Source organism: Streptomyces sp. NPDC046122, from assembly GCF_056429965.1.
The window spans coordinates 377,731-400,227 of record NZ_JBWKLQ010000005.1 but is presented as its reverse complement, the minus strand read 5'-3'; the positions used below and the strand labels follow the sequence as shown (position 1 = coordinate 400,227).

Below are 22,497 nucleotides of genomic sequence, written 5' to 3'. Positions count from 1 at the left end.
TGATTTGGCGACATTTAGTCACTCTCTCGGGGGATGGTTCGATGTCACTTTTCGAATGGGGCGTTGACGAACGCAGTTCGAAATGCCCGTTCTGCCGGGGTATTAGTCGACAACCCGCGCCTGAGCCGAAACACGCGAAGGGCCCCGCACCGAGGTGCGGGGCCCTTCGTTCGTACCGCGTGTGCCGGCGTCAGTCGCTGAGGCGCTCGCCGGTCGAGGTGGAGAAGACGTGCGTCTCGCCGGCGCGCGGCACGACGTGCAGCGTGGCGCCCTTGTCCGGCACGGCGCGGCCGTTGACGCGGACCACCAGCTCCTGGTGCTCGCCGCCGACCTTGGCGCTGCCGTACACGTAACCGTCCGCGCCGAGCTCCTCGACGACGTTCACGGTGACGGCCAGGCCGGCCGGCGCGTCGTCGGTGGTCTTGGTGAGCGAGGCCGCGACGGCGGCGTTCTGCTCGACGATGTCGAAGTGCTCGGGGCGGACGCCGACGGTGACCGTCGTGTCGCCGCGGTCGGCGGCGGCGGAGAGCGCCTCGCGGGAGACCGGGACGACGCTGTTGCCGAACTTCACGCCGCCGTCGGTGATCGGGACCTCGACGAGGTTCATGGCCGGCGAGCCGATGAAGCCGGCGACGAAGAGGTTCGCGGGGCGGTCGTACATGTTGCGGGGCGAGTCGACCTGCTGGAGCAGGCCGTCCTTCAGTACGGCGACGCGGTCGCCCATCGTCATGGCCTCGACCTGGTCGTGCGTGACGTACACGGTGGTGATGCCGAGGCGGCGCTGGAGCGACGCGATCTGCGTACGGGTCGAGACGCGGAGCTTGGCGTCGAGGTTCGACAGCGGCTCGTCCATGAGGAAGACCTGCGGCTCGCGCACGATGGCGCGGCCCATGGCGACACGCTGGCGCTGGCCGCCGGACAGGGCCTTGGGTTTGCGGTCCAGGTACTCGGTGAGGTCGAGGATCTTCGCGGCCTCTTCGACCTTCTTGCGGATCTCGCTCTTGTTCACGCCGGCGATCTTGAGGGCGAAGCCCATGTTGTCGGCGACGGACATGTGCGGGTACAGCGCGTAGTTCTGGAACACCATGGCGATGTCCCGGTCCTTCGGCGGCAGGTGCGTGACGTCGCGCTCACCGATGCGGATGGCGCCGCCGTTGACGTCCTCGAGACCCGCGAGCATGCGCAGGGAGGTCGACTTGCCGCAGCCGGAGGGTCCGACGAGGACGAGGAACTCGCCGTCCTCGATCTCGATGTCGAGCTGGTCGACGGCGGGCTTGGTGGAGCCCGGGTAGATCCGGGTCGCCTTGTCGAACGTGACAGTGGCCATGGTGGTGTTCTCCTTCACCGGCAGGAACGTGCCGGACGATCCGAGTAAGGGAGTGGTGTAGTCCACAGCTGTGGACCTGCCGTGACGGTACCTGCCGGAGGCCGTTCTGTCAGTAGCCGGAAAGTGATGCACCGCGGTGAACGGACGACGGGTGGTCGCGGGGTGGACAACATGATGGCCTGTCGATCTGGGGCCTGTGTAGAGTGGAGCAGCTTTCGCGCGCGCCGCCGCCGCGGCGCGATGCCTCCTTAGCTCAGTCCGGCCAGAGCAACGCACTTGTAATGCGTAGGTCGTCGGTTCGAATCCGACAGGGGGCCCCATAGAAGCCCCAGGTCGGATGCTTGTCCGACCTGGGGTTCTGTCGTTCAGCGGACGCGGCGACGGCGGCGGGAGCGGGCTGCGCGGGCGTCGGGGGTCTCAGTTCTGGTCTCAGTGGGGCCCTGAGAAGGGCTCTGCGGACCAGGTACGAAGAACTCGCCCATGCGCCGCATGGCGTCCTTGGACAGGTGAGACCTGCCCTTCACGTAGCGCCGGGTCTGGCTGATCTGGGTGTGTCGCAGGATCTCCATGATCGTGGGCATGTCGACGCCCAGCTCGTTCAGAATCGTGCCGGCCGTGTGACGGCTCCCGTCGTAGAGGCGGCGGTCGTCGATCCCTGCTTCGGCCAGCAGCTCCTTGAATTCCTCGTAATCCTGTCGAGGGTCGAGGGGACGACCGTCCAGGCGCGAGAACACCACGTGATGCTCCTCCCACAGCTCGCCAGCCGCCGTCCGCATCGCTTCCTGGCGGGCCTTGTGGTCGTGCAGGAACGGGATGAAGACGGGCGGGATGGGGACGGCGTTCCGGCTCTTCTTGGTCTTGGGCCGGGTGAAGACGAGACCGCCCTCCTTGCGCTCGGGGCAGGTGCTCGCGTGCTTCGCGCATGTCTTGGTGCAGGGCTTCGGACAGCCGCGCTTGTAGCCCTCGTGCCTGGTGCAGGCCGGCGGGCACAGCTCGAAACGATGGAGGCGCACTCCGCAGGCGTGCGGGTCTTCGCATCCGTGCCGCCACGTGAGGCGCTGAAGTTGCCATTCGGGGCTGAACAGCTCGGCTTCCAGGTCAACGTATGGCCACCGCAGGCCGAGCGTCTCGCCCTGCCGGAACCCCATGCCCACGCCGACGATCCACCGCATGGAGGTGGGCCGCTTGGAGGCCGCTTCGAGGAACGCTTTCGCCTCTTCCTTCGTGAAGGGGTTCGCCTCGGTGTCGTCGACGCTGGGCGGGTCCACGAACGTGGCGACGTTTTCGCTGATCATGCGGCGGCGGTGGGCAATCTTCAGGGCGCGGGACAGGATGCGGTGCACCTTCAGGACATGCGAGGGAGCGTGGCCAGCGTCGAGCATGGCTCGGTACATGCGCTCCAGGTGCTCAGGCTGGAGCTTGTCGATCCGGTGCTGGCCGACGCCCGGAACGATGTCGTTGCGCGTCTTCGACCAGTAGTCATCCAGGGACCGGGGCTTGAGCTTCAGGCTGGCGATGTCGGTCAGGTAGGTCTCCATCCACTTCGCGACGGTGGGCCTGCGGCCTGCGGCGGGTGCGTTGCCCTGGTCGCGCTGTCGCTCCAGCTCCCGAACCTTGCGCTTGATTTCGGGCTCGGTCTTGGCACGACGGTGGCGGCGGTCAGGACTGCCGTCGTTCTTCGCACCCATCGTGACGCGTCCGTGCCACCAGCCGTCCGTACCGAAGTAGATGGACGATTCCATGTTGGGCCTGCGCGGGCTCATGTGTTCCTCCACGAGGGAGGCGCCCCGAGCGGGATGCTCAGGGCGCCTCGGGTGTACTCAGGTCAGTTGGACAGCGGGGTGAGGTTCTCCACGTACGCTTCGAGGTCCGCACGCCGAATCCGGCGAGTGCGGCCCAACTTGATGTAAGTCAGGGCTCCTTCGGCCATCAGCTCGTAGACAGTCGACCGGCCGATAGCGAGGGCTTCGGCAGCCTCCTCCGGCCTGTACAGGAGTCGGTCGACGGGGGCGGCAATCGCGGTGCTCATTCGGGGTGCCTCCTGGGCAGTCGTCTTCGCCTTCGGGGAGTTGAGCTCGGAACCTCGGCCCGCGTGTGTCCGAGGTGCGAATTTCTGCGTCACAGCGTCACCAGCGTCACTCGGGCTTCTGACCTGGGGCTTTGCGTGACGCGGCGGTGAGGGGGTGCGTCATCGGTGCGTCACGTGCTGCGTCACGGCGTGACGCAGGTGACGCAGGATGACGCAGAGCCTGCCGTCTGCGTCACGCCTGTAACCGCAGGCCAGGTGCTATTTTTCGGTTCGCGTGACGCTGTGACGCAGAGCTTCCCTACTTAGGAAAAAGAAGGGGTGTCTGTAGTAGTCCGGTGGCCTCTCAGAGCGTGAATGAGGGGCCGCTTCGCGGCGCGACCACCAGGGCGGCGTTCCGCCGAACAGCAAGAAGAGCACGCCTCGGCGGGTGCTCTTCTTGCTTGTCCCGGTGAGCGGGCTGCGGGTCAGAACGCTTCTGTCTGCTCGTGTGGGGGTGGGGTGGCTCGGCGGGTCATTTCGAGGTAGCGGCCCTCGCGGGTGCGGCCAGAGTCGATGAGGACCCCCCGGGCGGCCAGGGTCGGTTGGAGGCGCTTGAGCCGGTCGGAGAGGACTTTGCCGGTGGTCGGCCATCCCTTGGGCAGGGGCCGCAGATCGTCGCCGCTGTAGACGCGGCTGAGGCAGTGCAGCCACTCGGTGGACGTCATCCGCTGGCCGCCGCCCGGTTCGATGCTGTCGGCGTGCAGAAGGACGGTCTGCGCGAGGAGGTCGCCTTCGATCACGTCGTCGTTCAGGTCGTCGAGGCTGGCCCGGTAGGCGTTGAGAGCTCCGAGGCTGGTCGCCGCGTCGAACTGCGCGCACAGGTGGGCGAAGTCGGCCATCCGCAGGTCGGTGGGAGTCTCAGCTTCAGCGGCGCGAACCTTGACGGTGAGGTCCAGGAGCGAGCCGAGGATGACGGGCAAAGCGTCCTCGAACTCCGCCCACAGTTCGGCTTCGGTGCGCCTCACGCGGGGGCGCTCCAGGCGCAGGGGCAGGAGCCGTTCCGCGAGGTCGGGCCGGATGACTCCCACGTCGATGCCGGTCAGGAGCAGGGGGCGGCGGTAGCGGGCCCGGTGCACGTCCCCGTCGGTGAACAGGGCCCTTTTGACGCTCTCGGCCCCGGTGACGATGCAGCACATGGCGTCGGACAGGTCCGGCGTCATGTGGGAGAGATTGTCCAGGGCGGTTACCCACCCCGCCGCCACGGCCGCGATCAGGTTCTCCTCATCCTTCGGCGCCCGGCGCAGGTCGCCACTCATGCCCTCGATGATCCGCACGAGCATCCGGCCGGCCGTGGACTTCCCCGCCCCCTGCGGGCCGGTGAGGAACGGCGCGGGGACAGGCACCGACGGCCCCACACAGCCGATCAGCCACGCCATGGCCAGGCACTCGGTCTCCGCGTTGATGAAGTTCGTCAGCCTGAACAGAAGGTCGATGCCCTTGCCGTCGGTGTCCTTGACCGGCAACGGGAGTTCTCCCGTGAGCTGGGTACGCCGCCAGCACACCTCCTGTGGGTCCGGCACGGTGATCTCCCAGCCGGTGGGGTGAATACGGACGGACTGCCCGTCGCTGCGGCCCAGGTCCAGCCACGTCGCCCCGTCGAATCCGGGGGCCACGCGGATCTGTACGGCCTGGGTGGCCTCGGTCAGCGCCAGAGCCTCAATCAAGTCCAGCGCCTCTTTGAGCGCGGTCCCGTTGAACACGCCGCGCCCGTCCCTGAACAGGCCCACCATGAGTTCCTGGCGGTGGCTGCCCGTCGTGCCCTGGGAGCGGATGGGGCGGGCGACGGGGTGGCCGTTCTTCTGCGCGTACACGGTGCCGTCGGCCGTGCGGAAGTACCGGAAGTGCGCCTGTGCGTAGTCGGTGATGATCTCGCGGGCGGGGTTCTTCTCGTCGTCTGCCATGGTCACAGTCCCAACGTGGTGCGGGCGTTGGTCCACGCTTCGGTGCAGTGCCGGGGTGATTCGCCCTTGGCTTGTGCGGCGGTGAACAGCCGGGCGGTGTGCCCTTCGGTGAGGCAGCCGCAGCGGCCGTGCGTGGAGAGCACGGCCAGGAAGGTGCGGTACACGGTGGCGTGGATGGTCTCGCGGGCCTCGGTGATGCGTTGTTCCGCCATGGCGATGCCACGGTCCAAGTACGTAGGCGTGCGGTGAGGGCACTCCTCGCCGCCGGCCGGTGCGGGCACGGTGATGACCTGCGGTGCGGGCTGAACCGTGGCGGGCATGCTCACAGCCAACGCGCGCACGGCGTCCGGCAGGTAGGCCATGGTGCCGGTGCCAAACCCGAGCCAGCGGGCGTAGGCCATGGTGGACTTGATGTCCACTCCGGGCCGGACCGCGTTCGCGGATTGCATCCGACCGAGGTAGAGCCAGTGCTCGCCCCGGGTGGTGAGGACGGTCTGCGTGGCGGGCAGGTTCTCGTGGGCCCACGCGATGGCGTCGGCGTTGTCGAGGTCCACGACCGTCAGTCCCGCCCCGCCCGGGTGGTAGGCGACCGCGTTCGCGCGCAGCCATGCGCGGCGCCAGGGTCCGGAGTTGATGACGTCCGGGTCCGTCGTCGCGGCTGCCCAGGCGTGGCAGGGCCCGGGGCAGGCGCACGGTCCCGGCGTCTTCATATTCGGCCGGCCGCCACAGGCGTTGTCCGTGCAGCGGCGGCAGTTGCCGAACGGAACCTTGCCCGCCCGCAGCGGCAGGACCGGGATCCGCGAGGCCGCAAGTGCAAGCGCGGTGCGCAGGTGCTCGCTCATGCCGCCGCCTCCCAGCCGGTCGCGGCCAGCAGGGCGAGTGCGGCGTGCCCGATGTGCTGAGCGTAGGCCGGAGGGATGCACTCGCGGATGCCGTCGCGGTTCATCCACGGCACTCCCAGCACCTTGCGGGCGAGGGGGACACCGGAGAAGTTGCCGACGAACTGCCCGTAGTGACCGTGCGGGACCGGGCGCCCCATCTTGGCCTGCGGCACCAGGTGCGGCGCGTGCGCCGGCTGCGCGAGGGTGAAGCCGGCGCCGGTCTCGAAGAACCGGTGCCGGTAGTTGGCGAGGCGGAACATCTGCCCGCACAGCATCACCGGCTCGCGCAGCTTGGGCACCGCGCCGCGCACGTTCTCCAGCACCCACGGCCGGCCGGTCTCCTCCAGCGCCGCACGGGTCGGGGCGATCAGATCCGGGTGTTCGTTGCCCTGGAGGCGCTGGCATTCGGTGTCGTGCTGGCACGGCGGCGAGGCATGGATGAAGTCGAACGCGGCGCCGTGTTCGAGGACGAACGCGATCGCGTCCGCCTGCACGAACCGGAACGGGTAGCGGGGCTGCGGTTCCTTGTCGACGCCGGTCACCTCGAACCCGGCGTCGTCATAGCCTTTGCCAGCGCCGCCCTGGCAGCAGAACAGGTCCAGTAAGCGGGGGCGTCGTCCGGACACTCGCTGGATGGTGGTGGGTTGCGTCATGCTGGAGGTCTCCAGTTCTCTGTGAAGGTGCTGGATTGGCGGCGGCCCCGGTTCTTGGTCGGATGGGGGCCGCCGTTGTCGTTCGCTTGAGTGGTCAGGCTGCTTGCTGGCCGGGCAGAAGCCTGCCGTCGGCGGTCCTGTGCAGGGCTCCGCTGGCGGTGAGCGTCTTGATCTCACGCGAGACGGTGCCCTTGTTCAGACCGGTCGCGTCAGCCACGGCCTTGGCGGTACGCGCCCCGGACTGCACAGCGGCGAGCACCTTGTCCCGGTTGGTCGCTGCCCCGGACGATGCGGCCGTCTCCTTGACCAGGTGCAGCGGCGTTCGCGCCGACGAGCCCCCCGAGGTCTGCGTGGGGGTCCAGATCGACTTGGGCAGCGCGCGTACGCCCGCGTCGTCCAGGGTCCAGGTGCGCAGCATGCGCGGCCCGTAGCCCTTGAGGTAGCCGTGCCCTCGGTACTCGCGGCCGTCCGGGATCTGATGCGGGGCGTAGTGCGCGCAGTCGTCCAGAGCCACCTGGGCTTGGGTCGTGCCGGCCACCCGCAGCGAGAACCGGGTCAGGAGGTTGGGTGCGATGAGCTTGTGCACGCCCGGGGCGCCGCCGTCGGTGAGCGGGTACTGGGTGGCCCACCACAGGACCACGCCGCGCGAGCGACCGAGCGAGGACAACTCGATCAGCCGTTGGAGCCGGTCTTTGTCCTTGGTGATCAGGGCCAGGATCACCTGTCCTTCGTCCACGACGACGGTGAGCTGTCGGCCGTCCCACACGCTGATCCCGCGCTTCTTCATGTCGACCTTGCGGCGGGTCATCTCACCGTGCGTCTCGTCCACGGCGTCCGTGATCTCGTCGCGTTCCACGGCGACGCGGCACGCGGACTCCCAGATGTTGGCCTCTTCGCCTTTGCCGTCGATGAGCAGCAGGTCACCGCGCAGGTGGGCGGTCGCCATGAGCGGACGGAAGGACCAGGACTTGCCGGTGCCGGATGCGCCGGACACCAGCAGCCGCTCGTCGAACGGGATCAGGACCTCATCCCCGGTCTCGGTGTCCAGACCGAGGCTCATGGTGAGCGGGTCGGACGGGATGCGGTCCGGGGTCCACAGCGAGGAGACGCCCGCGGCTGCGGAGCGGGTGGCCAGGGTCAGGACGGCCCACCCGCCGCGCGAGGCGGACGTGATCCGTATGCGCAGCGCGGTGCGGGCACCGAGCAGCGCACGGACCGAGTCAGCCTTGTCCGCGAGCGTCTTGACCGTCCACGTGCCATCCAGCCGGATCTCGCACCGGATGCCGCCCGGCTCGATGGCCGGGGGCGTGGTGACCGTGCCGGACAGACCACGATCAGGGGCGTGCTCGACCCAGTGCGACGGGTCAAGCCGTTCCATGAGCTGACGCTCTTCCAGCGACAGCGACTCATCCACCGGCACCCGCAGCTTGCGCCGCCCGAGCGCGAGGGTTGCCACGTTCACGCCGATGAGCACGGCCGACGTGGCTGCCGGCCACACGGTCAGGTGCGAGGTGGACATGAGCGCAGACGCAATCGCGCTGGGCACGGCGTGCACCGAGTGCACCTGAATCGCGCGCGCCTTGAGCGTGCTCGGGTAGTTCACCTGCGCGGCCTTGAGCTTGGCGCGGGTGTCACGCTCGTGCCGCGCGGCGGCCTTGCTCGCCACGCGTGCGGCGCGGCGACCGGCCGCCAGCGGATTGCGGGACGCGGCGCGCGCCGTGAGTTGCTGCGACTTGGCGGTGGCGTGCGTGGAACGCGCAGAGTTGTGCTCCTTCTGCGCGGCCATGAGCGCCTTGAGGTGTTCCGGGGTGCGCAGCTTGTTACGCCGGTCCGCCTCAAGGTCCCAGCGGGCCGCGAACGGCACGCACACCGGGGCGAGTGAATCCAGCGCGCTGTTGGTGGTGTTGGTGGTGGTCGACCATGCTTGCTTCCAGTCCACGAAAGAGTCCTCCAAGACCGTGGATGAGGGCCGGTGCGCCGTTGCGTGGCGTCACCGGCCCGCCCGAGTTGCAAGGGCCGGTGCTGTCGGTTGCGTCGACAGCACCGGTTGAACCCCTGCAACCACGCCTGACCTGCGGTGTTGCAGAGTTGAGCGGTGGGGAGGGGTGGGGCCCTACGCGCACGCGCGCGTAAGGCGGCAAAAAATGAGGCCGTGCAACCCCCTCGCGAGGCCCTCAGCGGCCGTTCGCGGGCCGGGGGTTCTCGGCCCACACGGAAGGGGGTCCGGGCGCCCTGCGAGCCGTCTGCGGCTTCCGTCCGTTCCCGGGCGGGTGGACGGAAGGCCGTGAGCGGCCCGCCCGGGGCTCCGGTTGGTTCAGCTCTTGGGGCGGGTGAGGCGCAGAGTGATGCCGCCGATGCCGAGCGGTCCGGCCACGCTGCCGATGGCGACGGCGGTGTGGACGGCGAAGTCGAGCAGCGCGAGGAACGCGGCCACGAGACCTAAGAGCCCCACGGCCCCCGCGCCCGCGATAACGATGGGGAACAGGTAGTGCCTCAGCGGGCGCCCCTCCTGGTCAGTGGTGTGCACGACGATGACGACCGGTTGCCCGGTGGCTTCGGCGCGGCGGTAGGCGTCGGCGGGTATGTGCGGGGCGATGATCCCCGGCGGGTCACGGTGGGCCATCAGGGCTCTCCTCCGAATCAGTTGAGCTCGGCGCAGGGGACACAGGCACCGAGCGAGGTGGGGATGACGTATCCGGCATCACGCCGGCAGGCGGGGCAGGTGCGGCGGGCGGTGTTTGCCTCGGCCAGCGCCGCCCACCGGCCCGGCGTCATCGGCCGCACAAGCTTGGCCAGGTCAACGCGGTAGAGGTAGGCGACCAACGGTTCCCGGCGGCGGCGCGGCCGTTCAAGCTGCGCGGCCACCTCCTGACCGCCGGGCCGCAGACCGCGCGCCCTCAGTTGGCGGCGGGTGGCGTAGCCGTCCGGGGCCAGGCGCCACCGGAACACCGGCAGCGACCCCATCACGCGGCCTCAGTCGCCGTAGCGGCCCGTTCGGCGAGAAGGGTGTCCCGCAGCGTCCGCGCGTTGACCGGCGACGTGCGCACCTCGCGGCGGATGCCCTCGGCAGTCACCTTCACGTCCGGCCAATCGGCCGTCGCCGTGCGCGCTTCGGTGAGCAACTGTTCCGGCGTGCGCTTCGGACGGGTCGACTTCGCCACCGCCGGGACACGGCCGGTGGCGCGGCGCGGGCGGGCCGACTCAGCGGCCACCGCGTGCCGCTCGATCCGCTTGACGGGGGCCGGTGCGATCGAGTGGAGGGGCTTGGCGGGGAGCGTCGACTTCAGGAAGCCGACGGCCACCGGCCGGGGCAGCGCCGTGACGTTCGGGGTGATCGGCGCAGGGGTCGATACCGCGAGGTCAGCCGTAGACCGTTTCATGTTAGTCTCGGTCGATTTCTTCGCATTCGTGGTCACGGTCGGAATCGGGGCGGGCCGGTGGTGCAGCACCTTGGCGACCAGATCGGAGCCGAAGTAGATCGACCCGACCGGAAGCGACGTGGCGAGCAGGACCAGGGCCCAGTTCGCCGGGTCCCAGTCGGCCAGGCGCCCCCAGTCGACCGTACGGTCGTGCAACTCCGGGACCAGACCGTGCACGTAGTTCAGGACCAGCGAGGCGACGGTGTAGGCACCCAGCACCCGCAGCGCGAAACGGCGGGCGTCGCCGGCGAGTACGAGGGTGGCGATCAGGGCGAGCGCCATCAGACCGTCGACCACGAACGGGTACAGCATCGCGGCCGTGTCGTCCGCGCCGACGGCGCCGGCGATGTCCCGCAGCGCGTTCCACGAGACGCGGAACGCCATACCGACGACGGTGACCAGGGCGAGAACCAGGGCGGCACGGCCCTTGCGGTGAAGGCTCATGCCGCACCCCCCACCGCGAGCAGGGCGGCGAGGATGAGCAGTGCCCCGCCGGCCATGGTGAGGTCGACCGCGCGGCGCAGGCACGTGAACTTGGCGACCGCCAGCCGGGACAGTCCTGCGATATCGGCGGCCAGATCCGAAGAGACGGCCGTACCGATCTCCTCGGCTGTGAGCGTGGCCCACAGCGGGAATCCGTGCCGGCCGCCAAGGTTGGGGCGCACCGACCGCAGCAGCAGAACCGCCGCCGCGACCAGCAGCGCCAAACCGACACCGCCCGCGACGGTGGCGGGCACGGTAAGCGGCAGGTCACGCGCGACCGTCCACGTACCGGCGAGCACCGCGCCGACGAACGCCAGCAGCAGCGCCGTCTTCGTGTCCGTCCGCGCGATCTCCGCCTTCACCTCAGCGTGCGCGGCGGTCAGGTTCCGGTCGGTGCTGCTCACGCGGCACCCCCGGACAGGCTCGTGCCGACCGCGCGGTTAAGGAGCGCGACGCGGGCGGCGAGCGCCCGGCGGCGGGCCCGGCGAATGCGCCGGGTGTCCAGCTCGGTGGGGGTGCGGTCGAGGGTGACGATGTGCGCGTCCAGCAGGTCGACATCCGCCAGGATCACGGGCATCTCCTGCTCGATCGCGTCCAACTCCGCATCCGTCGGCTCCATGAAGTCGGCGAACGCGGTAACAGCGTCCTGAACAGTGACGATGTGGCTCATTGGGTCGTGTTCTCCCTTGCAGGTGGAACGGCCCGAACGCGGCTCCCGGGTGGCACCCCGGGAGCCGCTCGCCGTTGAAGTCGGAACATCCGGCTCCCCTCGGCGCTGCTCGTACGAGACGAGCAGCGGAGGCAACCGGCCGCAGCCACTGAGCTGCGGAAGGTCAGTCGCGCTGTACCGCACACGGGGACAGGACCCGCGCACGCCGCCCTCTTGCTCACAGAGGTGGAGCGGCTACCTCAGGCACGCTGTTGAGTTCTCAAAGAACGACCAGCAGGGGGCTCCAATTGCCCGAGCTATCCCGAACCGGCACGGCCTTGAAGCAGCCCAAAGAAGACCCTTCCGGCCCGCTGTCCTAGGACTGCGAGCGGCCTGAGATGACTATGCACCGCAGTCCCAGGACTGTCAACAGTCCTGGGACTGTGCTTCACTGGGACGCGTCGAGAGGATTGCTACGTGGCACCGAAGTGGCGGGAACTGGCGGACAGATTCGCCGAGCAGATCAGGAACGGTGAGTACGCGCCGGGCGCTCAGTTGCCCCAGATCAGGGACTTGGTGACGGCGGGCGAGGGCTCAAAGGACACCGTCCACAAGGCGTACAAGGCACTGGAAGCGCAAGGCCTCGTGACCTCGTCGCGCGGCCACGGCACCGTGGTCCGTCAGCAGACGCCGCTCAAGCGGCTTGGTATCGCGCGATACGACAAGGCGAAGTGGCGCGACGGTGACGAGGTGGCGTTCATCGCCGACCGTGTGGCGTCCGGGCGCGCGTATCGCCGGAACGAGCAGACCCAGAAGGTCAGCCGAGTGGTGGCGCCGCCTCTGGTGGCCGCAGCTCATGGGCTGCCGGAAGGCGCGGAGGTGTACGCGAGGGCGCGCCTCGTGAAGGAGGGCCCGCAGCCCACGCACACGTTGACCAGCTACTACAGGCCCGAGCACGTTGAGCGCACGCGCATCGTGGACCCGACGCCGGGACCCGCCGGCCGTGGTGGTGGCTTCCGCGTCCTGTACGACGCCGGATACGAGATCGACCACATGAAAGAGGAGCTTTTCGCGCGCGTCCCCAGCGAGGAGGAAACCCAGCTCTTGCAGCTCTCACCCGGGGAGTGGGTGGTGGAGCTGCACCGCACCACGTACACCGCCGACGGGACTGTGGTGGAGTTCGCTATCGGGGTTCACGCGGCCACGCGCTTCTCCTGGTCCTACGACTTCAAGGTGCCCGACTCGGCGAACACGGAAGGTGAGAGCAAGTGATTTCCACGCAGGCGTGGGCGGACGCACAACGGCTCTGGGACTTCCAGCAAATGGGCCATGAGCCGCGCCCTTGTTCCGTGGCGATCGGTCTTGGCAGCCATGACTTGGGGGTGGCTGACACCACTATCGACCTGTACGAGCGCGGGATGATGCCGCTCATCGTTTTCACGGGGGCGACCAGCCGTACGACGCGCGAGCGCATGCCTCGTGGTGAAGCCGAGCACTACCGAGAGCGGGCGATCGAACTCGGGGTTCCTGCGGGCGCCATCCTTGTCGAGCCGCAGGCACGGAACACGGGCGAGAACATCCGCTTGTCGCGCGCCCTGCTCGAAGACCGAGGCGTTCCCGTGTCCTCGGTCCTGCTGGTCAGCAAGCCGTACGAGGAGCGACGGGCATACGCGACGGCGCGGAAGCTCTGGCCGGATGTTGAGTGGGTGAGCGCGTCCACGCCCATGACGCTCGCCGAATACGTCGATTCGATCCAAGACGCGCGTCTCGTCATCGACATGTTGGTCGGAGCGCAACAGAGGCTCATGGTGTACCCCCGCCAGGGGTTCATGATCGAGCAGGCCATCCCCGAGGATGTGGCGGCGGCCTATGAGCGACTACGCACCGAAGGCTTTACCAGTCGGCTCTTGGCGGACAACGTAACCCGAGGCTGACTACCGGCGCCTTCACTCAGCGCGGCAGAACTTTCCCTGCTCAATCAAGAGGCCCGCTACCGCGGGCCCGGCCCCTTGGCTGCGGGCTCTGCGCCGTCGCCGCCCGCCCGCTGCCCTGGGCCGGTAAGCAACCGGCCCGATGTAGGAAACCCCGCTCGTGGCTGGGGCGGTCGGCTTCACGGCTTTACCCACCTCCCCAGTTCGGGTCCCGCGTCGAGCAAGACCAGGGGGCCACTCGTTCAAATTCCGGGCAGGTGCACAGCCTGCCCGAGTTGCCAGCCAGCGTACGGCCCCCTGATCATGCTCGACCCAAACCGGGCAGGACACCGGCCAAAGCCGCTCCGCCGACCTCGGTCTTCGTCACGAAGTCGTGTCATCTAGCGGCTCGTCTTCCGGAGGATTGAACGTCTGATAGGTGCCAATCGCGGCGAGGATTACGGTCATGATCAGAGTTAGAACGAACAAGCTCCATGACCACCATGCATTCGGAATAGTCAGGAGCCAAAGGACGGGAACCGCAATGGTCACCACCATAATGGCGGCGCCGAGGGAAGCCCAATTCCGGCGGTGATCGACATACCGCTTTTGCCGCCCAGCAGAGGCCGTGAGCTGAATTCGAATCAAGGCATCAAGTTGGCGGATTTCGTCAGCCCAGTCACCCGCGCCACTCTCCTTCAATTTTTCCAACAGTTCGAGGTTGCGGGCCAGATCTGCAGCCAGTCGCGAATCGCGACGATTTTGCATTGCTCCGGTCACAAGGGGGCCTGCCAGCGCGGCAACGACGACACCGGCGCCTCCAAGTAGAGGTGCTAGTAGAGAAGTCATGATTGGTCTCCCGGGAGCTAGGTTCGGAACGGGTCAGGGATGGCAGCCCCTCGGTAATTTCGGAGCGCTTCGCAGTTTTTTGCTACTGGTTACCGTGTCACGATCCGTGACGAGTGCCGCTGGGTAGTGTTAAGCGGAGCTTCCGACGTCCACCGCGAGCCGGTCGTGAATCACGTCGGCGATCGCCCGCGCCAACCCAATCGGTACTGCATTGCCGATCTGCTGAGCGATCTGGACTTTAGTCCCGCACCAGAGGTAGTCCTCAGGAAACCCCTGGATGAGTGCTGCCTCATAGTGGGTGATTGGACGGTCCTCCGAAGGGTGAAGGTAACGGCCCTTCTCAGGCTTGAAGAACTGGGTGCGGATCGTCACCGAGGGCTGGCCCAGCCGCAGCCGCCCCATGACGTCAGCTGACCCGCTGTGATGCCTGTCCCAGGAGACCGTGCTCAAGTACTTCTTATGGCCGTCGACTACGGCCCACTTACCGCCGAGGTCCCTGCGGTTTCCCCCTGCGGGGATTGCCTGGTATCGGGCAAGTGAAACCCCTGTGGGCGTACGCCCGATGTGGAGCTCGCCCGTATAGAACGGCCCAGGGATCCCGTCGGTCCCACGGCGCTGGGGGAGATCGGTTCCATTGATCTGGAGCCGTGCGGACTGATCGAAGACCGCGTCTACCGGCTGCCAGCTGAGGAGGAGCGGTTCTGAGTCGAACAGGACGAGATCAGCAACTTGCCGTGGCAGCTTGGAATGAGTTGGCGTCGGCAGGCTCACCGGGGCACCCACAGACCGGTGTGTTCCAATGGCAATGGCCCGTCGACGTGCCTGCGGTACGCCATAGTCAGCCGCATTGAGAATCTTTGTCTTCAAGACGTAGTCCTCAAGCATCCCGCCGGGAGTCACAGCGTCCAGGAGACGCCTGTACTCCGCAGACTTGAGGAAGCGGTCGACGTTCTCCAAAACGAACACAGCGGGCTGGACCTCGCGCACGATGCGGGTGTATTCCTCCCACAGCTCATTTCGAGGGTCGTTGGAGTCCTCTTTGCCGAGGCTGGAGAACCCCTGGCACGGGGGTCCACCAGTGATGACGTCCACCTCTCCCGCGAAGGGTCTCGCATCGAATCGGCCGATGTCGAGGAGGAAGGATGAAGCGGGCTGGTGGTTCGCCCCGAATGTCGCGAGCGCAGCGCGGTCTATATCGACCGCCACGACAGTTCGGAATCCTTGCGCCCCCTCTGTCCCGTAGGCGCGGAAGCCCTCGGCAAACCCGCCACAGCCGGCAAAAAGGTCCATCACACGCAGCGGCTCCATCAGCACTCCCCCAAGGTCGCTCGTCCCCACTCTGCGGATACTAAGGCGGACCACTGACACTCCCTGCCTGGTTCCAGTTGAACGCTCCCTCTGGCCCCCGGGTTGTCAGTGCAGGCTGGTAGACCTGTAAGCATGACCTCTCCTGCCGCCCCTGTACCGCACGTTGCGTTCTCGGACCTGGCGACCGCGGACCTCATCGTCGATGCGCTCTACGCAGGGGGGACGAAGGGCAACAAGTCAGACGAACCAATCTGCAAGTTAGTAAAGGGAGTTGGGAACCAGGGTGGTTTCCGGTACGCCGGGTCGCCCGCCAAGGGCACCGTGAGGTTGGCCGTGCTCTACACAAGCGGTGGCGAGGTCGACTGGCCCGACCATCTGGACCTGGAAACCGGCACGTTCACCTACTACGGCGACAACAGGAAGCCAGGTCAAGGTCTCCACAGCACTCCGCGGTCAGGAAATGTCCTTCTGCGCGACGTGTTCGCGGCCTCACACGGAACCGCAGCTGATCGGGCCAAGATCCCCCCGTTCCTCCTGTTCGAGAAAGCCGGATCGGGCTACTCCGTGCTCTTCCGCGGCCTGCTGGCGCCGGGTGGCCCCACCCTCACAACGGACGATGAGCTGGCTGCCATCTGGCGGGCAACCTCCGGACTGCGCTTCCAGAACTACAGGTCGCATTTCACCGTCCTTGACCACGACCGCATCCCTCGCAGCTGGATCCAGCACGTCCTGGCCGGCGGAAATCCCCTCGAAGGCCAATGTCCGGACGTCTGGCGGACGTGGGTGGAGGGGCGTGTATACCGCCCGCTACTTGCTCCGGTGACAACGACGATCCGGTCCACGGCCGACCAGCTGCCCCACGACGCTGCCGGGAAGGCCATGCTGGAGGAGATTCGTGAGTACTTCCGCGGCCGAGAGCACGACTTCGAGGCGTGCGCCGTAGCCATCTGGCGGCTGATCGCGCGGAACACCGGGCCCGTAGATGTCACGCGCCCGAGCCGCGACGGCGGACGGGATGCCGTTGGCACGTACGGTCTGGGACCGGCCTCCAGCCGTATCGCGATCGATTTCGCCCTCGAAGCCAAGTGCTACGGGGCAGGAAACTCGGTTGGTGTCCGGGAAGTCTCGCGGCTGATCTCCAGAATCAGGCATCGCAACTTCGGCGTCCTGGTGACCACGTCTTACTTCCACAAGCAGGTCCAGGAAGAGGTGCACGAAGACGGACATCCGATCGTGCTTGTCTCTGGACGGGACATCATCGACGCGCTACGCCAGGACGGGCGCACGACTGTCGAAGCTGTCCGCAAGTGGCTGGAGCAGAGCTTTCCCAAGCCGTAGACAGCCGTGCCCGTTGCGTTCCCCTTGGCGCGGTAAGCAGCGGTCATTAGCAGAGCCTGGCGCCGGGGCTACAAGGCTGGTTGGTCCCGGCGACCCCAGGTCAGAGCCGCTACGGGCATGGATCAACCGTGATTTCCAAGCTCATAGGCGTCCCAGCCTTGACCCAACTGCTCCACGCTGATCAGTTGGACACATGGACACCGATCCGAGCGAATACGACAAGTCCATGCCGACCGTTGCGGCGCACCTCGCCAAGGTCGAGCGGGCGGTTGATCGCACCCGTGCCTCGCACGGCGGGCGGCCGTATACCGAGGTGCACCAGGCCCTCGTTGAAGCTCTGCAAGCCGAGGACGTCCAACGCGTCGTGCCGCAGGTCGTCGAGAGGTTTGCGCGACAGATCTCTGAGTCACCAACGAGTCAGTGACGGGTGAGCGGTGAGTGTCTAACTGCGTGACAACCGCGACGCGCAACTGTGGACAACCGTGGACGTCAGCGGCCCCTCAGCGCAGGTGACAGGCCGAGCAGCCAAAGGACAGCGAGCGTCCCGAGTTGCTTCGGGACGAAGAGGCCGTGGTCTCAATCGGCGTCTCAATCACCGCTCATTCCGGGGTGGTCCGCTGATGTCCTGTGAAGGCCGGAAGCCCCTCTGGCCAGGTACGCGAGCCCCACGGTGGACGCCCGTGGACGCTCGCGGACCAACCTTGCGCTACCTGATTTTCAATCGACCTCCTCCACCCCCTCCATTTCGTCCAGTTCACCAAACAGCTCTCTTATGATCTCCAGGCGATGGTGGAACGTGAGACGCTCCTCCACCTCATTCATATTTACTGCTGCCGCAAGCCCCATGGAGTCCTCTCTCCAAAGATGGGCTAGTGTTTCGTAAAGATCACTTCCGTCGGTCTTACCGCGAATGAAGACAGGAGCCCCAGATCCTCTGACTTTATCCTCAATAACCGCCATAACATCAATACACTCGGGCCGAGATATGATCATGGTGGCTTCTTCTGCGTTGTGCACTGCCAGAATCATCCACCTCAAGCGCTCCCGATGTTCATCTCCATTCTCCATTGATCTCTGCAGCTGAATTTGAGCAAGTATCAACCTTTGTACTGCCGAAGCGAAGTAGAACACCGGGTGCTCATCTGCCCATGGTCGATAGTTTGGGCGCGCTCTCGCGCACTCCACTATTACGTCCGCGGCCTTCTTGGTGAGAAGTACCCTCATCACGAGTCGCACCGATTCAAGCGCTCGATACATGGTCGCTGCGGGATCTCCGGGATCCCCTAGCTGCACCATGAGCGCGCTTTGGATGTGAATCGATATGGAGGTCAGGTTCCTTAGTGCATACTGAACCGACACTAGAGGAGGCGCGACCTCCCAATCTTCTTCGTCAAACCCCAGGAGGTCATCGCTTATCGCACCATGCCAACCCTTCTCCAATAGCTCGCTAGCAACTCGCTCCTGCTTCGAGTACTCCTCTTCGAAGCCATCAGGTTCACGATTGAACCGTTTATGGGCGGCCGTTTTCCCCACTCCGAGACGCTCGCCAACCTGTCGCCAACTCGCACCTCTTCGTATTGCCTCTAGCGCAATTTCCTGCATGGACGCCTTTAAGGACTTCTCTAAGAGATGCGAAGCCTCTAAGCATCGCAACACGTCTTCGAGTCTCGGATTTTCGGGATCGGATATTCGCCGCATCCCGTGCGTCAGATTTCCGATTGCTCTGCGCGCTTCAGAAGTGACGTTGTCCTGCGTGAAGGGCCACAGCCATGAAGTGCAGCTGACGCCAGGCCAGCCGTCCGCCCCGCCCGTAGCAGAATCCCCTGATTCCATGCAAGCAACGTAGTTGCTGCGGCGTCCACTTGGGGTGGACTCGACGGAACGCGCCACGAGGGCCGATTGGCCTAGCCTCCAGCTGTCGGCAAGTTGCTGACTGAGAAGAGTGCCCACCGCCTGAGCCTCTGGCTGGTGACCCTGGGCCCTACGGCGGGCACCTTCTCCACTTCCCCTCATAGGAAGGGCGATTCGATGCTACGTGGTCATCGGATAGGGGCGCATCATGCGCAGGTTAGAAGAGTGGGGTCTCGGCGTGTGGTGCGCCGCCATTCGACAACACTTCGATACGCACGAACGCGACGCAGGACTACCGTCGAGGCCGGCTCGGGTTTGATCAGCCGTCTGCGGCCGGCAAGCCCCTTGCGAGCCATCACCATAGGTCTGAGCGCTGCAAGTGCGCTGGGCAACGCGTGGCGTCTCGCCACATGGCTGCACGAGCGAACGCCGCTGTGAGTGGCTCACGGTGGTCAGGCCGGAAGACGGCCAAGGTTGCATCGGCACGACGAGGTGGTCTCAAACCCGGTCTCAATCCCTGTCGACTCCAAGGCAGTTCGCTGACGTCCACCGCAGTACGGCAGGGCCTCTGACCAGGCGCGTGAACCTCGCCGTGGACACTTGCGGATACCTCCGGAATGGGATCCGACAACTTGTAATGCGTAGGTCGTCGGTTCGAATCCGACAGGGGGCTCCATCAAGGAAGACGCCCCGGACTTCAATGTTCGGGGCGTTCGCTTTTGCGAAGAGCGCCCCGGTCGTGCCGCTCAGGCGGCCGATTGGTCCGAGCTCCCGTACAACCCTCACGCGGCGGTGATCGTCTCCTGTGCGCAGCCCGTCGCTCCGGCCCCTTCGCAGCGACCGAGGCATCCTTCGGGCCCGCGCAGCCGTGTGGGCCGGAATTCCGAGCTTTGGAGCCCCATGCGCACGCGCGCCCTCTTCCTGACCGCCGCTCTCGCGGCCGGTCTTCTCGCCGCTGCTCCGGCCGCGACCGCCGCCCCCTCGGGCCTCAGCGGCGACTTCAACGGTGACGGTCACCGCGACCTGGCCTTCGCCGCGCCGTACGGCACCTTCTCCGGGCACGGGATGGCCGGCTACACGGCGGTGGTGTACGGCACTTCGACCGGCATCAGCACGGCCAAGTACACGGTCGTCCACCAGAACTCGGCCGGCGTGCCGGGGGGTGCCGAGGCCGAGGACACCTTCGGTGCGGCGCTCGCCGTCGCCGATTTCAACGGCGACGGATATGCCGACCTCGCCGTCGGAGCGCCTGGTGAGGATGTGGGTTCCGACGGCGACGCCGGCAGCGTCACCGTCCTGTGGGGCTCTGCCGCCGGCCTCAAGGGCGGCACCACCGTCAAGGACCCCGCCCCTACCGCGCACGACGAGTTCGGCCGCACCCTCACGGCCGGTGACTTCGACGGCGACGGGAGGGTGGATCTGGCGGTCGGGACGTCCGGCACGTACGCGTACGTGATCCGGGGCGGCTTCACCAAGGCCGGGGTCGCCGGAGGCGTCCAGAAGGTGGGCCTGCCCCACAAGGCCAAGTACGGCATCGACGCCATCAAGGCGGGCGAGATCAACGCCGACAAGCGGTCGGACCTCGTCATCACGTACCGCACCACCACCTCCGAGGGCAAGGACTGGTCGAAGGGTGTGGCCTTCCTCGGCTCGGCCACGGCGAAGGGTGTCGACACCGCGACCCCCCGCCCGCTGGACGGCGGCACGTCCATCGCGATCGGGGACGTCGACGGCGACGGTTACGGCGAGATCGCCCTCGGCAACACCTTCGAAAAGGGCGACACCCACGACGGCAGCCTCGGCGGCAAGGTCGTCGTCATACGGGGCTCCCAGAACGGACCGATCAACGGCGACGTTCCGATGGCCCGGCTGACCCAGGACAGCCCCGGCGTCCCCGGCGGCGACGAGCAGGGAGACGGCTTCGGCAGCTCCGTCTCCATCGCCGACACCAACGGCGACGGTTACGGCGAACTCGCCGTAGGGGTCGTCTTCGAGGACATCGGCGCGGCCGAGGACACCGGCTCCGTGGTCGTCATGCGCGGTTCCGCCGAGGGGGTCGCGACCACCGGTGCGCTCAGTCTCACTCAGTCGACCTCCGGCATCCCGGGCGCCTCCGAGGACATGGATTACTTCGGCTCCGACCTGCACCTCTCCGATGTGACCAAGGACGGTCGTGCGGAGCTCACCATCACCGCCGGCTTCGAGAACGAGGGCACCGGCGCCGTCTGGACCCTGCGCTCCACCAGCGCGGGTGCCTCGACGAGCGGGGCCAAGAGCTTCGGTCCCTCCGCTGTCGGGATGCCCACGACGTACGGCGCGTTCGGCACCCACCTCTCCAACTGAGCCGCCCCGCACCCGGTCAGGGAGCAAACGCCCCGGGCTCCTGCGAGTCCGGGGCGTCGCGTGTGCGCGGTGGTGGTGTCAGTGGCGGCCCGCGATGCGGTCGGCGTAGCGGGCTATGGGGTCCGTTTCGGCGGTGCGGCCGGTGGCTTCGCGGCGGTCCGCGGTGCGGTAGGCGGCGTACATGGCCTGGACTCCGAGCCAGCGGAACGGTTCCGGCTCCCACTTGCGGACCTTGTGGTTGACCCAGGGGAGCGTGGTGAGGTCGGTGGGGCCGCCCTGGCCGGAGTCCTGCTGGATCAGGTCGCGCAGGGTGCGGGCGGCGAGGTTGGTGGTGGCCACGCCGCTGCCGACGTAGCCGCCCGCCCAGCCGATGCCGGTGGAGCGGTCGAGAGCGACGGTGGAGCACCAGTCGCGGGGTACGCCCAGGACGCCGGACCAGGCGTGGGCGATGGGGACGCCGGCTGCCGTGGGGAAGAAGCGGACGAGGATCTCGCGCAGCGCCTCGATGGTGGCGGGCTGGGTGCGGCCCGCGTTGCCGGCGTTGTCGGTGCGCGAGCCGTAGCGGTACGGGACGCCCCGGCCGCCGAGCGCGATGCGGTCGTCGGCGGTGCGCTGGGCGTACATGTAGGCGTGGGCCATGTCGCCGAGGGTCTCGCGGCCCTCCCAGCCGATGCTCTCCCAGACGGAGGCCGGGAGGGGGTCGGTGACGATCATCGAGGAGTTCATGGGCAGCCAGGTGCGGCGCTGGCCCTTGAGTCCGGCGGTGAAGCCCTCGGTGCAGCGCAGGATGTACGGGGCGCGGACCGTGCCGTACGGCGTGACGGCGTGCTTGGGCTTGATCTCGGTGACGGGCGTCGACTCGTGGATGGTCACGCCGAGCCTCTCCACGGCGGCGGCGAGGCCCTTGAGGAGCTTGACGGGGTGCAGGCGGGCGCCGTGCGGGGTCCAGGTGGAGCCGACGGCGCCGGTCACGCGGACGCGTTCGGCGGTCTCGCGGGCGCCGTGGAGGGTGCGCTCCTTCTCGCCGAAGGCGATCTCGGCGGCGTGGAAGTGCCTCAGGCGGGCCAGCTGGGCGGGGGTGTGGGCGACTTCGAGTACGCCGCCGTGGTGGATGTCGGCGTCGATGTTCTCGGCGGCGGCCGTGCTGATGACCTCGGTGACGGTGTCGTTCATGGCCTGCTGGAGGCGGACGGCGGCTTCGTGGCCGTGCAGCTTGGCGTAGCGGTCGCGGCCGGCGATGCCGTTGTAGAGCCAGCCGCCGTTGCGGCCGGAGGCGCCGTAACCGCAGAACTTGGCCTCCAGGACGGTGATGTTGAGGAAGGGGACGGCCTTCTTGAGGTAGTACGCCGTCCACAGGCCGGTGTAGCCGCCGCCGACGATGCAGACGTCGGCCGTCGCGTCGCCGGGCAGGGGCTCGCGGGGATCGGGTATGCCTTCGTTCGCGTACCAGTAGGAGATGCCGCCGTTGACGGTGCTCATGATGCCCCTGCGTTCGTTTCGCTGCTGCTCGGTGGTGG

21 protein-coding genes and 1 tRNA gene are annotated in these 22,497 nt (G+C 67.3%); 6 read left to right on the top strand and 16 right to left on the bottom strand.

The window, feature by feature from the left end; all coding sequences use genetic code 11:
* Positions 1 to 190: 190 nt before the first annotated feature.
* Entirely contained in the window at positions 191 to 1,327 is a 1,137-nt protein-coding gene (locus tag AC07FK_RS17655) for an ABC transporter ATP-binding protein (protein WP_479105773.1), read from the bottom strand.
* 242 nt (positions 1,328 to 1,569) lie between these two features.
* On the opposite strand from AC07FK_RS17655, the gene AC07FK_RS17650 reads away from it, so the two are divergent.
* Positions 1,570 to 1,647: transfer RNA gene (locus AC07FK_RS17650), tRNA-Thr, on the top strand.
* Positions 1,648 to 1,692: 45 nt separating this feature from the next.
* Here AC07FK_RS17650 and AC07FK_RS17645 read toward each other — a convergent pair.
* From AC07FK_RS17645 to AC07FK_RS17595, 11 genes are all read right to left on the bottom strand, one after another.
* Positions 1,693 to 3,090 (bottom strand): tyrosine-type recombinase/integrase, encoded by a 1,398-nt coding sequence (locus AC07FK_RS17645; protein ID WP_479105772.1) that lies wholly within the window; start codon positions 3,088 to 3,090, stop codon positions 1,693 to 1,695.
* Positions 3,091 to 3,152: 62 nt separating this feature from the next.
* Positions 3,153 to 3,356, bottom strand: a complete 204-nt coding sequence (locus AC07FK_RS17640) for a helix-turn-helix domain-containing protein (protein WP_479105771.1) — start codon at positions 3,354 to 3,356, stop codon at positions 3,153 to 3,155.
* Between the two features lie 464 nt (positions 3,357 to 3,820).
* The gene (locus tag AC07FK_RS17635) at positions 3,821 to 5,296 is read right to left on the bottom strand and encodes an ATP-binding protein (RefSeq protein WP_479105879.1); all 1,476 of its coding nucleotides are present in this window, start codon (positions 5,294 to 5,296) and stop codon (positions 3,821 to 3,823) included.
* Positions 5,297 to 5,298: 2 nt separating this feature from the next.
* Positions 5,299 to 6,138 (bottom strand): bifunctional DNA primase/polymerase, encoded by an 840-nt coding sequence (locus tag AC07FK_RS17630; protein WP_479105770.1) that lies wholly within the window; start codon positions 6,136 to 6,138, stop codon positions 5,299 to 5,301.
* The gene (locus AC07FK_RS17625) at positions 6,135 to 6,830 is read right to left on the bottom strand and encodes a class I SAM-dependent methyltransferase (protein WP_479105769.1); all 696 of its coding nucleotides are present in this window, start codon (positions 6,828 to 6,830) and stop codon (positions 6,135 to 6,137) included. Before AC07FK_RS17625 ends, AC07FK_RS17630 begins: the two co-directional genes overlap by 4 nt.
* A 94-nt stretch (positions 6,831 to 6,924) precedes the next feature.
* A complete protein-coding gene (locus AC07FK_RS17620; RefSeq protein WP_479105768.1) occupies positions 6,925 to 8,769 on the bottom strand; it encodes a P-loop NTPase family protein in 1,845 nt (614 codons plus the stop codon).
* A gap of 375 nt (positions 8,770 to 9,144) precedes the next feature.
* A complete protein-coding gene (locus AC07FK_RS17615) occupies positions 9,145 to 9,453 on the bottom strand; it encodes a hypothetical protein (RefSeq protein WP_479105767.1) in 309 nt (102 codons plus the stop codon).
* Between the two features lie 17 nt (positions 9,454 to 9,470).
* Positions 9,471 to 9,794, bottom strand: a complete 324-nt coding sequence (locus AC07FK_RS17610; RefSeq protein WP_479105766.1) for an RRQRL motif-containing zinc-binding protein — start codon at positions 9,792 to 9,794, stop codon at positions 9,471 to 9,473.
* Positions 9,794 to 10,693: a DUF2637 domain-containing protein gene (locus AC07FK_RS17605; protein ID WP_479105765.1), complete on the bottom strand. Its 900-nt coding sequence runs from the start codon at positions 10,691 to 10,693 to the stop codon at positions 9,794 to 9,796. The genes AC07FK_RS17610 and AC07FK_RS17605 overlap by 1 nt, the downstream gene beginning before the upstream one ends.
* Positions 10,690 to 11,136 (bottom strand): Pycsar system effector family protein, encoded by a 447-nt coding sequence (locus AC07FK_RS17600; protein ID WP_479105764.1) that lies wholly within the window; start codon positions 11,134 to 11,136, stop codon positions 10,690 to 10,692. Before AC07FK_RS17600 ends, AC07FK_RS17605 begins: the two co-directional genes overlap by 4 nt.
* Positions 11,133 to 11,402 (bottom strand): DUF6284 family protein, encoded by a 270-nt coding sequence (locus tag AC07FK_RS17595; protein WP_479105763.1) that lies wholly within the window; start codon positions 11,400 to 11,402, stop codon positions 11,133 to 11,135. The genes AC07FK_RS17600 and AC07FK_RS17595 overlap by 4 nt, the downstream gene beginning before the upstream one ends.
* A 456-nt stretch (positions 11,403 to 11,858) precedes the next feature.
* Between AC07FK_RS17595 and AC07FK_RS17590 the strand changes: the two genes are divergently transcribed.
* A complete protein-coding gene (locus AC07FK_RS17590) occupies positions 11,859 to 12,653 on the top strand; it encodes a GntR family transcriptional regulator (protein WP_479105762.1) in 795 nt (264 codons plus the stop codon).
* A complete protein-coding gene (locus tag AC07FK_RS17585; RefSeq protein ID WP_479105761.1) occupies positions 12,650 to 13,315 on the top strand; it encodes a YdcF family protein in 666 nt (221 codons plus the stop codon). Before AC07FK_RS17590 ends, AC07FK_RS17585 begins: the two co-directional genes overlap by 4 nt.
* A 360-nt stretch (positions 13,316 to 13,675) precedes the next feature.
* Here the strand turns inward: AC07FK_RS17585 and AC07FK_RS17580 are convergent, their stop codons facing one another.
* Both AC07FK_RS17580 and AC07FK_RS17575 read right to left on the bottom strand, forming a co-directional pair.
* Positions 13,676 to 14,140 (bottom strand): hypothetical protein, encoded by a 465-nt coding sequence (locus AC07FK_RS17580; protein WP_479105760.1) that lies wholly within the window; start codon positions 14,138 to 14,140, stop codon positions 13,676 to 13,678.
* 129 nt (positions 14,141 to 14,269) lie between these two features.
* Positions 14,270 to 15,478 carry a DNA cytosine methyltransferase gene (locus tag AC07FK_RS17575; RefSeq protein ID WP_479105759.1) on the bottom strand — a complete coding sequence of 403 codons (1,209 nt, stop codon included), beginning with the start codon at positions 15,476 to 15,478 and terminating at the stop codon, positions 14,270 to 14,272.
* 102 nt (positions 15,479 to 15,580) lie between these two features.
* Here AC07FK_RS17575 and AC07FK_RS17570 point away from each other — a divergent pair, with 102 nt between their 5' ends.
* Positions 15,581 to 16,786 carry a restriction endonuclease gene (locus tag AC07FK_RS17570; RefSeq protein WP_479105758.1) on the top strand — a complete coding sequence of 402 codons (1,206 nt, stop codon included), beginning with the start codon at positions 15,581 to 15,583 and terminating at the stop codon, positions 16,784 to 16,786.
* A 193-nt stretch (positions 16,787 to 16,979) separates the two neighbouring features.
* Positions 16,980 to 17,210 (top strand): hypothetical protein, encoded by a 231-nt coding sequence (locus AC07FK_RS17565; RefSeq protein ID WP_479105757.1) that lies wholly within the window; start codon positions 16,980 to 16,982, stop codon positions 17,208 to 17,210.
* A 293-nt stretch (positions 17,211 to 17,503) separates the two neighbouring features.
* Here AC07FK_RS17565 and AC07FK_RS17560 read toward each other — a convergent pair whose 3' ends face one another.
* Complete coding sequence (locus AC07FK_RS17560) at positions 17,504 to 18,619, bottom strand: hypothetical protein (protein ID WP_479105756.1); 1,116 nt, start codon at positions 18,617 to 18,619, stop codon at positions 17,504 to 17,506.
* Between the two features lie 918 nt (positions 18,620 to 19,537).
* Here AC07FK_RS17560 and AC07FK_RS17555 point away from each other — a divergent pair.
* Positions 19,538 to 20,980 (top strand): FG-GAP-like repeat-containing protein, encoded by a 1,443-nt coding sequence (locus AC07FK_RS17555; protein ID WP_479105755.1) that lies wholly within the window; start codon positions 19,538 to 19,540, stop codon positions 20,978 to 20,980.
* 78 nt (positions 20,981 to 21,058) lie between these two features.
* Here the strand turns inward: AC07FK_RS17555 and AC07FK_RS17550 are convergent, their stop codons facing one another.
* Complete coding sequence (locus AC07FK_RS17550; RefSeq protein WP_479105753.1) at positions 21,059 to 22,459, bottom strand: NAD(P)/FAD-dependent oxidoreductase; 1,401 nt, start codon at positions 22,457 to 22,459, stop codon at positions 21,059 to 21,061.
* Between the last annotated feature and the right edge of the window lie 38 nt (positions 22,460 to 22,497).